A 13,210-nucleotide genomic window follows, 5' to 3' on the forward strand; every position below is an offset into this window, starting at 1 on the left:
TACAAAGTTAACGGTTTTTACGGGTTTTATTGGCGTGTCTTTGCGGGCTAATAAAGAGATGTTTTTTGAAAGTGTGAGGCTAATGCTTTTTATTTATTAGTTATGCTACTGATTTCTCTATGCGTAATAAGAAAATCTTCATATTCTGGGGTGAGGAGGCGTGGCGGACCACGCCTGGCTGACCTATAGCATGGTGTAGGCTTTTTTCAGCCCGGTGTCTTCTTCGGGATCTGCACCTTGGGGATGGGCGGGCTCTTCTTCAGGCAGCAGTTTCGCCAACGGAGCTTCTGCTAGCGGGTCGGGAGCGGCCTCCGGCGCTGGCATCGTATCTTGAATGGTCTGCTCATCGAACGTCGGGTTTAATGCCGGGGAAAGTGGGGAGCTGGAGAGGCTGTCTGGCATGGCGATATGGGGCACTGGCGCATCTTGTACAAACTGCGACTCATCCTGTTTGACCGTTCTGCTGAAGGCCATAATCAACAGGCCACACAGTGCGAAAAACACGTACAGGATATTCCCACCCAAAGGCTGGATCAGCGCACCGACGGCCAGCGGCCCGATGCTGGCCCCCACGCCAAATGCCATGAGCAGACAGGCAGCCAGGGAGACGCGGCGCTCTGGCTCAATCATGTCGTTGGCCAGCGCTACCGCCAGCGGATATAGGGTGAACTGCAACATGCTGACTATGAAGCCGACGATCAGTAACACCGGGAAATCGATATGGGGCAACAGGGCCAGCGGTAAGGCGGCAATCACCAGCAGTAGTGCATTAACCCGCATCAGCAGCGTGCGGTTGTAACGGTCTGACAGCCAGCTCAGCGGAAACTGCGCCACCAGCCCGGCAAAGATAGCTATGGCCATAAACAGACCGGTTTGCTGAGTGGTCAATGCCTGCTGGCTGGCATATACCGGTGCCAGCCCGTAGAAGGAGCCTACCACCATGCCGATCACCAGCGTGGTGGCCAACACTTTAGGAATGGCATGCACAAAATAGCGCAGCTCCATCGGGGCGGGCGACATATGCCGGGCATTGGTACGGGTTGTCAGGGCGATCGGCACCAGGCAGAGGGAAAAACACAGCGCGATGAGCAGCAGCGTGCTGATGCCAAGGTTGGCTTGTAGCATAAGCACAATCTGCCCCAGCGACATGCCAAGGTAGGAGGCCGCCATATAAAAGCCGAATACCATGCCGCGCTGATTGGATTCGGACTGATCGTTCAGCCAGCTCTCCAGCACCATGTACTGGCACATCATACACAGGCCGATAATCAGCCGCAGCACCACCCAAACCGGGATGTATTCCGTCAGGCCGTGGCCCAGCACCGCAGCGGTAATGATCCCGGCGCAGGAGACATAGGCGCGGATATGCCCTACGCGGGCAATCAGAAAGTGGCCGACCTTGCCGCCGATCACCAGGCCGATGTAGTTGGCGGCGATAATGGCCCCGATCAGGGCGCCACTGACGTTGATGGAGGTTAACCGCAGGGAAATGTAGGTGGTCAGTAACCCTGAACCCAGCAGCATCAGCAGGGTGGTGGTATACAGCGGAAAGAATACACCTAACGTTTTTTTCACTCGGCCTTCCTGTTTTAGTCGAAGATTGAGGCAAACGGGTTTGCCGCAACAAGCTGGACGTATCCCCGATACTAGCAGTTAGTACAACAGCTTAAAACCGCAGCACTGCGAAGCGCATGGCATTTCGGCCGGTAAAATGCCGTAGAGGCTTGATAAATGCTACCATCAGGCGCATATACCTTGATTGATTCAAAGGAGAGTCCATGAGTGAGAAGCGGTTGCGTGAGCTCAGTATTGCCGTCGGACAAAGGCTAAAGGCCAATGGGCGTTGGATCAGCTGTGCAGAGTCCTGTACGGGCGGCGGTATTGCCAAGGCAATTACCGATATCGCCGGCAGCTCGGCCTATTTCGATCGCGGCTTTGTCACTTATAGCAACGCGGCAAAGCACGAACTGCTAGGGGTGGCGGAAGCGACCTTGCAGGCTCATGGCGCGGTCAGTGAGGAAGTGGTGCGCGAGATGGCGCAGGGCGCGATGCACGCGGCCAAAGCCGATCTTGCGCTCTCGGTCAGCGGCATTGCCGGCCCAGACGGTGGCAGTGTGGAAAAACCGGTGGGTACCGTCTGGTTTGGTTTTGCCGAACGTTCCGGCCGGGTGCTGGCGCGCAAAATGCAATTTACCGGCGATCGCGATGCGGTGCGCCTGCAGGCAACCCTTTTTGCGCTGCAAACGGCGCTTGATGAATTTTTGTAAAATTAGGCTTGATACTGTATGACCATACAGTATAATTAGCAGCAATTTCCTGCACAACATACATTCAGCGGCAATGTGAGTCACACTGACATTGCGCAACGAAGGAGCAAAAATGGCTATTGATGAGAACAAGCAAAAGGCGTTAGCTGCAGCACTGGGCCAGATTGAGAAACAGTTCGGCAAAGGCTCCATCATGCGTCTGGGTGAAGACCGCTCCATGGACGTAGAAACGATCTCCACCGGCTCGCTGTCACTCGATATCGCACTGGGCGCAGGCGGCTTGCCAATGGGCCGTATCGTCGAGATTTATGGCCCGGAATCCTCCGGTAAAACCACCCTGACTCTGCAAGTTATTGCCGCTGCACAGCGCGAAGGTAAAACCTGTGCGTTTATCGATGCCGAGCATGCGCTGGATCCTATCTACGCCAAGAAACTGGGCGTGGATATCGACAACCTGCTGTGTTCTCAGCCGGATACCGGTGAGCAGGCGCTGGAAATCTGTGATGCGTTGACCCGCTCTGGTGCGGTTGACGTCATCATCGTTGACTCCGTAGCGGCATTGACGCCGAAAGCGGAAATCGAAGGCGAAATCGGTGACTCCCATATGGGGCTGGCGGCACGTATGATGAGCCAGGCCATGCGTAAGTTGGCCGGTAACCTGAAGAACGCCAACACCTTGCTGATCTTCATCAACCAGATCCGTATGAAAATTGGCGTGATGTTCGGTAACCCGGAAACCACCACCGGGGGTAACGCCCTGAAGTTCTACGCTTCTGTCCGTCTGGATATCCGCCGTATCGGTGCGATCAAAGAAGGTGATGAAGTGATCGGCAGCGAAACCCGCGTAAAAGTGGTGAAGAACAAAATCGCTGCACCGTTCAAACAGGCAGAGTTCCAGATCCTGTATGGTGAAGGGATCAACAGCCGTGGCGAACTGGTCGATCTGGGCGTGAAACACAAGATGATCGAGAAGGCCGGTGCCTGGTACAGCTACAACGGTGAGAAGATCGGTCAGGGTAAGTCCAATGCCTGTAACTTCCTGAAAGAAAACCCGGCCATTGCTGCGGAACTGGATAAAAAACTGCGCGACCTGTTGCTGCATAGCAATGGTGAAGCGGCTGCTGCCAGTGCCGAGAAGGCCGATGACAACGAAGCAGAAACCAGCGAAGAGTTTTAATCTTTGCCGGTGGGTATACGCCCCTTAGGGCGTATACCGATCACCAAGGCTTGCAGATATGAATGATGTAGGTTCCCAATCTGCTGGTAATCAGCAAAATACGTTGATTAGCCGTGCGATGCGGCTATTGTCCCAACGCGATCATAGTGAAGCCGAACTGCGCCGCAAACTTGCGGCGCCGCCATTTATGGCTAACGCCAGATTCGGTAGCAAATCCCCTACAGAACCCCCCGAAGAACCCGTCGATCCTGCAATCATTGAACAGGTGATTAGCTATTGCTACCAGCATAACTGGCTGGACGATCGGCGTTTCGCCAATAGCTTTATTGCCAGCCGCAGCCGCAAGGGATATGGCGCGCAACGCATTCGCTCAGAACTGATGCAAAAGGGCGTAGATAAAGAAATAGTGCAGGACGCCCTGGCGGAATGCGAAATCGACTGGTGTGAGCAAGCCAGGGAGATCGCGCTGCGCAAATTTGGCGATCCGTTACCGGTAGAATGGAAAGAGAAAGCCAAGGTGTTGCGCTATCTGCTCTATCGCGGCTTCTTCCAGGAGGAAATTCAGTCGATTTATCGTGATTTTGCGCAATGAATGCACACGGCGTTTTACTTCCCCCCGAAGAAAATTTATCTTATCCCCACATTTAGTTCGTGAACCAGAGGATATCGTCAGGATGTCGAGCCTCGTTCACGCATCGTTATTCTAGTCTTTCCGGGAAAATTATGAGCAAGAGCACCGCTGAGATCCGTCAAGCGTTTCTCGATTTCTTTCATAGTAAAGGCCACCAGGTTGTAGCAAGCAGCTCCCTGGTACCTAACAATGATCCGACATTGCTGTTTACCAATGCCGGCATGAACCAATTTAAAGACGTTTTCCTGGGGCTGGACAAGCGCGCCTACTCGCGTGCCACCACTTCACAGCGTTGCGTGCGTGCCGGTGGCAAGCACAACGATCTGGAAAACGTCGGCTATACCGCCCGTCACCATACTTTCTTTGAAATGTTAGGCAACTTCAGCTTCGGTGACTATTTCAAGCACGATGCCATCAGCTACGCGTGGGAACTACTGACCGGTGAAAACTGGTTCAACCTGCCGAAAGAAAAGCTGTGGGTCACTGTCTATGAGACCGATGACGAAGCCTTCGACATCTGGCAGAAGCAGATTGGCGTGCCTGCGGAACGCATCATCCGCATCGGCGATAACAAAGGCGCGGCCTTTGCTTCCGATAACTTCTGGCAGATGGGCGACACCGGCCCATGCGGTCCGTGCACCGAGATCTTCTTCGATCACGGCGACCATATCTGGGGTGGTCCTCCGGGTAGCCCGGAAGAAGATGGCGATCGCTATATCGAGATCTGGAACATCGTGTTTATGCAGTTCAACCGTCAGTCGGATGGCACCATGCTGCCGCTGCCGAAGCCTTCGGTGGATACCGGCATGGGCCTCGAGCGTATCGCTGCGGTGCTGCAACATGTCAATTCCAACTACGAAATCGATCTGTTCACCACCCTGATTGCCGCCGTCGCCAAACTGACCGGCGCAACCGATATGGGTAACAAGTCGTTGCGCGTGATTGCGGACCATATCCGTTCTTGTGCCTTCCTGATCGCCGATGGCGTGATCCCGTCGAATGAAAACCGTGGCTACGTGCTGCGCCGTATCATTCGCCGCGCGATCCGTCATGGCAATATGTTGGGTGCGAAGGATACCTTCTTCTACAAGCTGGTTGCTCCGTTGATCGAAGTGATGGGCCCGGCTGCCGACGAACTGAAGCGTCAGCAGGCACAGGTTGAGCAGGTACTGAAATCAGAAGAAGAACAGTTTGCCCGTACGCTGGAGCGCGGTTTGGCGCTGCTGGATGACGAACTGGCCAAGCTGCAGGGCGATACCCTGGATGGCGAAACGGCATTCCGTTTGTATGATACCTACGGTTTCCCGGTGGATCTGACCGCCGACGTCTGCCGTGAGCGTGGTCTTAAGGTTGATGAACAAGGTTTTGAGCAGGCCATGGAGGCTCAACGCCGCCGTGCGCGTGAGTCCAGCGGTTTTGGCGCGGACTACAACAGCCTGATCCGTGTTGACGGCGCAAGCCAGTTCAATGGTTACGATCGCGAAGAGCAACAGGCGAAAGTGACCGCTTTGTTCCGTGATGGTCAGCCGGTGGATGAGATCCATGCGGGTGAAGAGGCCGTTGTGGTGCTGGACGAAACGCCATTCTATGGCGAATCGGGTGGCCAGGTCGGCGATAAAGGCGTGCTTAAAGCGGCCGGCATCGAGTTCGTGGTGAGCGATGCGCAGAAATATGGCCAGGCTATCGGTCACCTGGGCAAGTTGGCTAGCGGCTCGCTGAAGCTGAATGACCGCGTTGATGCGGTGATCGACAGCGAACGCCGTAACCGTATCCGCCTGAACCACTCCGCCACTCACCTGTTGCATGCGGCATTGCGCCAGATCCTGGGTGAGCACGTCGCGCAAAAAGGCTCGTTAGTTAACGACAAGTACCTGCGTTTTGACTTCTCGCACTCCGAAGCGATGAAGCCAGAACAAATCCGCGCGGTAGAAGATTTGGTTAACCAGCAGATCCGTCGTAACCTGTCGGTGCAGACCGAAGTGATGGCGCTGGATGATGCCAAAGAGAAGGGCGCGATGGCACTGTTTGGCGAGAAGTACGATGACCACGTGCGTGTGCTGACGATGGGCGATTTCTCTACCGAACTGTGTGGCGGTACGCATGCCAACCGCACCGGTGACATCGGCCTGTTCCGCATCCAGAGTGAGTCTGGTACCGCAGCTGGTATCCGTCGTATTGAAGCTGTGACGGGTGAAGGGGCGATAGCGACCTTGCATCAACAGAGTGACTTGTTACAGGATGTTGCTCACCTGGTGAAGGGGGACAGCAATAACCTGAGTGATAAAGTGCGTGCGGTGCTCGATCGCACTCGTGCGCTGGAAAAAGAGCTGCAACAGCTGAAAGATCAGCAAGCTGCGCAGGAAAGTGCTTCGCTGTCGAGTCAAGCCAAGCTGGTCAATGGTGTGAAGCTGCTGGTCAGCCAGCTGGATAACGTTGAGCCGAAGATCATGCGTACCATGGTTGACGATCTTAAAAATCAGCTGGGTTCTGCGATCATCGTGTTGGCCACGGTGGAAGAAGGCAAAGTCAGCCTGATTGCGGGGGTTACCAAAGATCTGACCGACCGGGTTAAGGCCGGCGAGCTGATCGGCAACATCGCACAGCAGGTTGGCGGCAAGGGCGGTGGACGCCCTGATATGGCAATGGCTGGGGGCAGTGATGCCAACGCCTTGCCTGCGGCATTAAACAGCGTAGAGGCCTGGGTGGCCGCGAAACTGTGAATATAAATAAATAGGCGCGTTACTGACGCCGTAAGCCACTGTGGCTTATGGCGTTTTTAGACTGTGCTAACACAATGTAGTGACAATTGCGGGAACAAAGTTTTCCAGGTCGGCTAAACTTATTCTTAATCTGGAGTGACACCAAGTCTGCTTACATTTATTGTGGGTTCTTGACTTACGTTTTCACTGCATATAATGGATAATGGCGGGGAAACTGAGAGACCCGACTCTTTTAATCTTTCAAGGAGCAAAGAATGTTAATTCTGACTCGTCGAGTTGGTGAAACCCTCATGATTGGCGATGAGGTTACGGTCACAGTGCTAGGGGTTAAAGGCAACCAAGTTCGTATTGGTGTGAATGCCCCCAAAGAGGTGTCTGTTCACCGCGAAGAAATCTACCAGCGCATCCAGGCCGAGAAGTCTCAACAGACGACTTACTGATTTCTAAGTAGCGTCTCGTTCTACAACGAGACGCTTCTTGCTTTTCTTGACCCGCTTTCCCCCTTCTTTTCACACTAACTGTTATCTCCCCCCATTTTTTGCCAATAACTTTCTCCTGCGATCAAACACCTATCCGCGGTAGCACGGCATTTTCTTGTTGATAAAGCACTCTTTTTGCCGCGAAATCACTCATGTTGCCTGTGATTTGTGCAAACGCGCGAGAGTTGGGAAAAATTGTTTGACTTATAAACCCACGAAAGTAATATGTGCGCCACGCAGTGCCGATGAGCTTCTCTAAAGTAAGTTAGGCACGATTCGCAAGAAGCGTACTGGTGAGGTGGCCGAGAGGCTGAAGGCGCTCCCCTGCTAAGGGAGTATGCGGTCAAAAGCTGCATCCGGGGTTCGAATCCCCGCCTCACCGCCATTTGCATCCATAGCTCAGCTGGATAGAGTACTCGGCTACGAACCGAGCGGTCGGAGGTTCGAATCCTCCTGGATGCACCATATTTTGCAGTATGGTGGGGTAGTAACGACATACCATACGGTATCAAAAAAGAATTCCTGTGCATCCATAGCTCAGCTGGATAGAGTACTCGGCTACGAACCGAGCGGTCGGAGGTTCGAATCCTCCTGGATGCACCATTCTTCAGTGACGTTTCACGGAACGAAACATATTCGCTAAAAAAATTAGATTGCATCCATAGCTCAGCTGGATAGAGTACTCGGCTACGAACCGAGCGGTCGGAGGTTCGAATCCTCCTGGATGCACCATATTATAATGTACCTATCGCGAACGCTAACTCGTAGATAGATACAATATGGAAGGTAGCACTAGGGAGGATAACGTTGCACTGCAACGGCCCAACGGGTGAAGCGCTTGCGCTGAATAATCCTCCTGGATGCACCATCTTCTTAGAGAAACCCGCTTCGGCGGGTTTTTTACTTTTCATTTCTAAGTTCCCACCTTCTGTTTTCTGTCTTACGCAACCTCTTATCTACACCGCATTTTCCGTCATGCTCTGGCAGCGACAACCTTTCGGCTTTACGCTAAAGTAGCTTTCTTTGCTCAATGGTCATGGAGTCACGATGTACGATCGCTATCAGGGTCTGATCTTCGACATGGACGGTACCATTCTGGACACCGAGCCAACGCACCTCAAGGCATGGCACGAGGTGTTGGCACGTTACGGAATGAAGTTTGATGCGGCCGCCATGACAGGGCTGAACGGCTCACCTACCTGGCGTATTGCTCAGGCGGTGATTGCCGTACATCAGGCCGATCTCGATCCTCATCAACTGGCCGCCGAGAAAACCCGCGCGGTAGAAAGCATGCTATTAGACACGGTGCGTCCGTTACCGCTGATTGAGGTGGTGAAGTCTTATCATGGCCGTCGTCCCATGGCGGTAGGGACTGGCAGTGAGCACCGGATGGCGGAGATGTTGCTGCGTCATTTAGGGCTGTTCGACTGCTTTGATGCCATCGTCGGGGCTGATGATGTTCAACGCCACAAGCCGGAACCGGATACTTTCCTGCGCTGTGCGGAGTTGATCGGCGTTCCTCCGGAGCACTGCGTGGTGTTTGAGGATGCCGATTTCGGCATTCAGGCCGCCAGAAGCGCCAATATGGCCGTGGTGGACGTTCGCACGTTGTGAGTAGTACGCTGGCGGTCATGTCGCTGTTTGGCAGCAGCTTCCTTAGTGCGACGCTGTTGCCTGGCAATTCAGAGATCGTGTTGGTTGCGTTGTTGACCAACAGCAGCGCTTCACCAGGTTTACTGGTGCTGGCTGCAACGTTGGGAAATACCCTGGGTGGGTTGACCAACGTCATTATCGGGCGCCTGTTACCGGCGTTGAAACCACAACGCGGGCTGGAAACGGCTCTTGGTTGGTTACAACGCTTTGGCCCGGCTGCGCTGTTGCTCAGTTGGGTGCCGGTTGTGGGCGATTTATTGTGCGTGTTGGCAGGCTGGCTGCGCATGCCATGGGGCTTTGTCACGCTGTTTCTGTGTATCGGAAAAGCGTTGCGTTACATCATCTTGACGATGATCACGCTGCAGGGTATCGCCTGGTGGCATTAACCAAGTGAATATAACTCAATATTCTCTAGGGAGCGGATTCAGTATGCTTACAGCTATCGTTTTTAGAAGCGGGAGGTCAATTTGATCCCGGACGTATCACAGGCGCTTTCTTGGTTGGAAGCCCACCCTCATGCATTAAAAGGGATCCGGCGCGGTATTGAGCGTGAAACACTGCGGGTAACCGCGGATGGCACGCTTGCCAGCACGGGTCATCCAGAACAACTGGGGGCGGCATTAACGCACCATTGGATCACTACGGACTTTGCCGAGGCGCTGTTAGAATTTATTACACCGGTTGATGATGATCTCGATCACTTGCTGACGTTCCTGCGCGATATCCATCGTCACGTGGCGCGCAATCTGGGTGATGAGCGCATGTGGCCGCTGAGCATGCCGTGCTTTATCAACGCCGAGCAGGATATCGAGCTGGCGCAGTTTGGCACCTCCAACGTTGGCCGGATGAAAACGCTGTACCGGGAAGGGTTGAAGAACCGCTACGGCGCGTTGATGCAAACCATTTCCGGTGTGCACTACAACTTCTCCCTGCCGCTGCAGTTTTGGCAGGCGTGGGCCGGTGTTGAGGATGAAGAGAGTGGTAAAGAGCAGATCTCTGCGGGATATTTCCGCCTGATCCGCAACTACTATCGCTTTGGTTGGGTGATCCCGTATCTGTTCGGGGCATCGCCCGCCATCTGTTCCTCGTTCCTCAAAGGCCGGGAAACCGATTTGCCGTTTGAGCGCAATGAACGGGGCATGTGCTATTTGCCTTATGCCACCTCGCTGCGCCTGAGCGATCTGGGCTATACCAATAAGTCGCAGAGCAATCTGGGCATTACCTTTAACGATCTGCAAACCTATGTGCAAGGTCTGAAACGCGCTATTGCGACGCCTTCAGAAGACTATGCCAAGCTGGGAGTGAAAGAGGGCGATCGCTATCTGCAACTGAACAGCAACGTGTTGCAGATCGAAAACGAACTCTATGCCCCGATCCGACCAAAACGTGTCACCCACAGCGGTGAGACACCGTCAGATGCGCTGTTACGCGGCGGTATCGAATATATCGAGGTGCGCTCGCTGGACATCAACCCATTCTCGCCAATCGGTGTGGATGCGGTGCAGGCGCGTTTCCTGGATCTGTTCCTGGTGTGGTGCGTATTGGCGGATGCGCCAGAAATGAGCAGCGATGAGTTGCTGTGCACGCGTAAAAACTGGAACCGGGTGATCCTGGAAGGGCGTAAGCCAGGCCAGACCATTGGCATCGGCTGTAACGATACCCGTGAACCGTTGGATAAGGTTGGTAAGGCGCTGTTTGACGATCTGAAGCGCGTGGCTGAGGTGTTGGATAGCGAAGCGGGCGATCGGCAATATCAGCAGGTGTGTGAACAACTGGTGGCGGCGTTTGACGATCCGGAGCTGACCTTCTCGGCCCGTATCCTCAAGAAAATGAAAGCGCAGGGCACCGGTAACGTTGGCCTGGAACTGGCGGAAAAATATCGCAAAATGCTGATAGAGGAACCGTTGGAGCTGCTGACCGAAGAGCAACTCGCTCAGGAGCAGCAAGCCTCATGGCAGCGCCAGCGCGACATAGAAGCCAGTGATACGCTAAGCTTTGAACAGTTCCTGAAGGAAAACGGCGGGGGCTGAAAAAGAAAAAGGCCACATCACTGTGGCCAAATACACATCTCTGAAAACAGTGATGATGATAACAAATGCGCGTCTTTCATAGATTAAGACCCGCAGGGTTGTAAAAGGTTTCATCGGTACGAAAAAAGTTTCGAAATAAATTCATTTTACCAAGAGGTGATGACATGCCACTGCTGGATAGCTTTACCGTAGATCATACTCGCATGGCGGCTCCGGCTGTCCGCGTTGCTAAAACCATGCAAACTCCTCATGGAGATACCATCACCGTATTCGATCTGCGCTTCTGTCGCCCGAATCTGGAAGTGATGCCAGAGCGAGGGATCCATACCTTGGAACATCTGTTCGCTGGCTTCATGCGCGACCATCTGAACGGTAACGGCGTGGAGATCATCGATATCTCACCAATGGGCTGCCGTACCGGCTTTTATATGAGCTTGATTGGCGTACCGGAAGAGCAGCGCGTGGCCGATGCCTGGCAAGCCGCTATGGCCGATGTGCTGAAGGTGACTGACCAGCGCAAGATCCCTGAACTCAATGAGTTCCAATGCGGTACCTACCATATGCACTCGCTGGAAGAGGCGCAGGAAATTGCCAAGCATATTCTTGAGCACGGTGTGGTAGTGAACCATAACGAAGAGCTGGCGCTGCCGAAAGATAAGCTGCAAGAGCTGCACATCTAGGCCCTCACCCCAACCCTCTCCCACAGGGAGAGGGAGCTGATAGTCCCTGCTCTTTTGGAAGTAAAGAGGTGATCAAGCAACGTCTCTTTAACCAGGATGAGTAAGGTCAGTCAGCCGGTGTTCATGAACAATCACAACTCTTTCAACCTAACCGCTCGCCCCTTCAACCTTCGGTGCTTATGGAGAATCACCCTACTTTCAGCCTAACTCGATCGGTTCCCTCTCCCTGTGGGAGAGGGTTAGGGTGAGGGGACTAGTGGTTCTGTACGCTGGCCTGTAAGGATTTAATCGGTGTGACGCGCACCTGCTTGATCATATTATCCTGCACGTCGAGGATATCGATATCATAGTGGCTGATACGCAGCCTGGTCCCGATGCTGGGGATCTCCTCCAGCTCTTCAAGCAGCATGCCGTTGATGGTTCTGGCCTCGGTGGCTGGCAGCGTCCAGTTGAAGGCCTTGTTCAGCTCACGCACGTTGGCACTGCCGTCGATCAATACCGAGCCATCGCTCTGTGGATTCACTTCCTCCGCCAGCGTAGGTGACATTGAGGTGGTGAAGTCGCCGACGATTTCTTCGAGAATATCCTCAACCGTCACCAGCCCCTGGATATCACCATACTCATCGACCACGATGCCGACCTTCTCTTTGTTGCGCTGGAATTTCACCAGTTGCACATTGAGTGGTGTGCCCTCTGGCACGTAGTAGATCTCATCGGCTGCCCGTAGCAGGTTCTCTTTGTTGAACTCTTTTTTCTCGGTCATCAGCCGGTAGGCTTCGCGTACGCGCAGCATGCTTATGGAGTCGTCCAATGAATCCCGATACAACACGATGCGGCCGTGTGGAGAGTGTGTCAGCTGGCGCATGATCGACTTCCAGTCGTCGTTGATATCAATCCCGACGATCTCATTGCGCGGCACCATGATGTCTTCCACCGTCACCTTCTCCAGATCCAGCACAGAAATCAGCATGTCCTGATTACGGCGCGAAATCTTCGACTGGGACTCGTTCACAATGGTGCGTAACTCCTCTTTACTCAATGCGCCGCTGATACGTACGTTGGTGCGGATGCCGAAAATCCGCAGCACCAGGGTGGTAATGCCATTGAGCAGCCATACCAGTGGGAGCATGACTTTTTGCAGCGGGGCCAGCAGGAAGCTGCTAGGGAAGGCAATTCGTTCAGGATAGAGAGCGGCAAAGGTTTTGGGTAACACTTCGGCGAACAACAGTACGACAAAGGTCAGCACCCCGGTGGCGATTGCCACGCCAATATCGCCATACAGGCGCATCCCGACAATGGTTCCCAGCGCAGAGGCCAGGATATTGACCAGGTTGTTGCCAATCAGCACCAGGCCAATCAGGCGGTCAGGCTTTTGCAGCAGCTTCTCTACCCGGCGTGCGGCACGGTTGCCTTGCTTAGACAGGTGGCGCAGACGATAGCGGTTGAGCGTCATCATGCCGGTTTCGGATGCTGAAAAATAAGCGGAGACCACGACCATAATCACCAAAATGAAAATGAGGGTCTCTGTCGAAACGTGCTCCAACGCGGTATTCCTTATGTTGGGGGAGAAGAG

Annotated in this window: 11 protein-coding genes and 4 tRNA genes; 13 read left to right on the forward strand and 2 right to left on the reverse strand. The window is 53.9% G+C overall.

Features of this window, described 5'->3' with window-relative positions:
• Positions 1-183 precede the first annotated feature (183 nt).
• Positions 184-1,575 (reverse strand): MFS transporter, encoded by a 1,392-nt coding sequence (locus KGP17_RS04800; protein WP_223498943.1) that lies wholly within the window; start codon positions 1,573-1,575, stop codon positions 184-186.
• Between the two features lie 203 nt (positions 1,576-1,778).
• Between KGP17_RS04800 and pncC the strand changes: the two genes are divergently transcribed.
• From pncC to luxS, 13 genes are all read left to right on the forward strand, one after another.
• Positions 1,779-2,267: a nicotinamide-nucleotide amidase gene (gene pncC / locus KGP17_RS04805; RefSeq protein ID WP_059199884.1), complete on the forward strand. Its 489-nt coding sequence runs from the start codon at positions 1,779-1,781 to the stop codon at positions 2,265-2,267.
• Between the two features lie 112 nt (positions 2,268-2,379).
• Positions 2,380-3,444: a recombinase RecA gene (recA, locus tag KGP17_RS04810; protein WP_024485175.1), complete on the forward strand. Its 1,065-nt coding sequence runs from the start codon at positions 2,380-2,382 to the stop codon at positions 3,442-3,444.
• A gap of 58 nt (positions 3,445-3,502) precedes the next feature.
• Positions 3,503-4,036: a recombination regulator RecX gene (gene recX / locus KGP17_RS04815; RefSeq protein ID WP_024485176.1), complete on the forward strand. Its 534-nt coding sequence runs from the start codon at positions 3,503-3,505 to the stop codon at positions 4,034-4,036.
• Positions 4,037-4,167: 131 nt separating this feature from the next.
• Positions 4,168-6,795: an alanine--tRNA ligase gene (gene alaS, locus KGP17_RS04820; protein WP_071682370.1), complete on the forward strand. Its 2,628-nt coding sequence runs from the start codon at positions 4,168-4,170 to the stop codon at positions 6,793-6,795.
• 254 nt (positions 6,796-7,049) lie between these two features.
• A complete protein-coding gene (gene csrA / locus KGP17_RS04825; protein WP_004091602.1) occupies positions 7,050-7,235 on the forward strand; it encodes a carbon storage regulator CsrA in 186 nt (61 codons plus the stop codon).
• A 331-nt stretch (positions 7,236-7,566) separates the two neighbouring features.
• Positions 7,567-7,659, forward strand: a tRNA-Ser gene (locus KGP17_RS04830).
• Between the two features lie 3 nt (positions 7,660-7,662).
• Positions 7,663-7,739, forward strand: a tRNA-Arg gene (locus KGP17_RS04835).
• Between the two features lie 61 nt (positions 7,740-7,800).
• A tRNA-Arg gene (locus KGP17_RS04840) sits at positions 7,801-7,877 on the forward strand.
• A gap of 52 nt (positions 7,878-7,929) precedes the next feature.
• Positions 7,930-8,006, forward strand: a tRNA-Arg gene (locus KGP17_RS04845).
• A 315-nt stretch (positions 8,007-8,321) separates the two neighbouring features.
• Positions 8,322-8,888: a fructose-1-phosphate/6-phosphogluconate phosphatase gene (gene yqaB / locus KGP17_RS04850; RefSeq protein WP_223498944.1), complete on the forward strand. Its 567-nt coding sequence runs from the start codon at positions 8,322-8,324 to the stop codon at positions 8,886-8,888.
• The gene (locus KGP17_RS04855; RefSeq protein ID WP_039996317.1) at positions 8,885-9,313 is read left to right on the forward strand and encodes a YqaA family protein; all 429 of its coding nucleotides are present in this window, start codon (positions 8,885-8,887) and stop codon (positions 9,311-9,313) included. Before yqaB ends, KGP17_RS04855 begins: the two co-directional genes overlap by 4 nt.
• Positions 9,314-9,394: 81 nt before the next feature.
• Complete coding sequence (gene gshA / locus KGP17_RS04860; protein ID WP_223498945.1) at positions 9,395-10,957, forward strand: glutamate--cysteine ligase; 1,563 nt, start codon at positions 9,395-9,397, stop codon at positions 10,955-10,957.
• A 164-nt stretch (positions 10,958-11,121) separates the two neighbouring features.
• Complete coding sequence (gene luxS / locus KGP17_RS04865) at positions 11,122-11,637, forward strand: S-ribosylhomocysteine lyase (RefSeq protein WP_021182180.1); 516 nt, start codon at positions 11,122-11,124, stop codon at positions 11,635-11,637.
• Positions 11,638-11,890: 253 nt separating this feature from the next.
• On the opposite strand, the gene KGP17_RS04870 is transcribed toward luxS, so the two are convergent.
• Positions 11,891-13,180, reverse strand: a complete 1,290-nt coding sequence (locus KGP17_RS04870; RefSeq protein WP_021808138.1) for an HlyC/CorC family transporter — start codon at positions 13,178-13,180, stop codon at positions 11,891-11,893.
• Between the last annotated feature and the right edge of the window lie 30 nt (positions 13,181-13,210).

This window comes from Serratia sp. JSRIV001, assembly GCF_019968745.1.
GTDB lineage: Bacteria > Pseudomonadota > Gammaproteobacteria > Enterobacterales > Enterobacteriaceae > Chania > Chania fonticola_B.

Excerpts from the sequence above, each read along its gene's own strand:
- alaS (WP_071682370.1), top strand. The coding sequence starts at position 4,168 with ATGAGCAAGAGCACCGCTGAGATCCGTCAAGCGTTTCTCGATTTCTTT.
- csrA (WP_004091602.1), top strand. The coding sequence starts at position 7,050 with ATGTTAATTCTGACTCGTCGAGTTGGTGAAACCCTCATGATTGGCGAT.
- luxS (WP_021182180.1), top strand. The coding sequence starts at position 11,122 with ATGCCACTGCTGGATAGCTTTACCGTAGATCATACTCGCATGGCGGCT.
- recA (WP_024485175.1), top strand. The coding sequence starts at position 2,380 with ATGGCTATTGATGAGAACAAGCAAAAGGCGTTAGCTGCAGCACTGGGC.
- pncC (WP_059199884.1), top strand. The coding sequence starts at position 1,779 with ATGAGTGAGAAGCGGTTGCGTGAGCTCAGTATTGCCGTCGGACAAAGG.
- recX (WP_024485176.1), top strand. The coding sequence starts at position 3,503 with ATGAATGATGTAGGTTCCCAATCTGCTGGTAATCAGCAAAATACGTTG.
- yqaB (WP_223498944.1), top strand. The coding sequence starts at position 8,322 with ATGTACGATCGCTATCAGGGTCTGATCTTCGACATGGACGGTACCATT.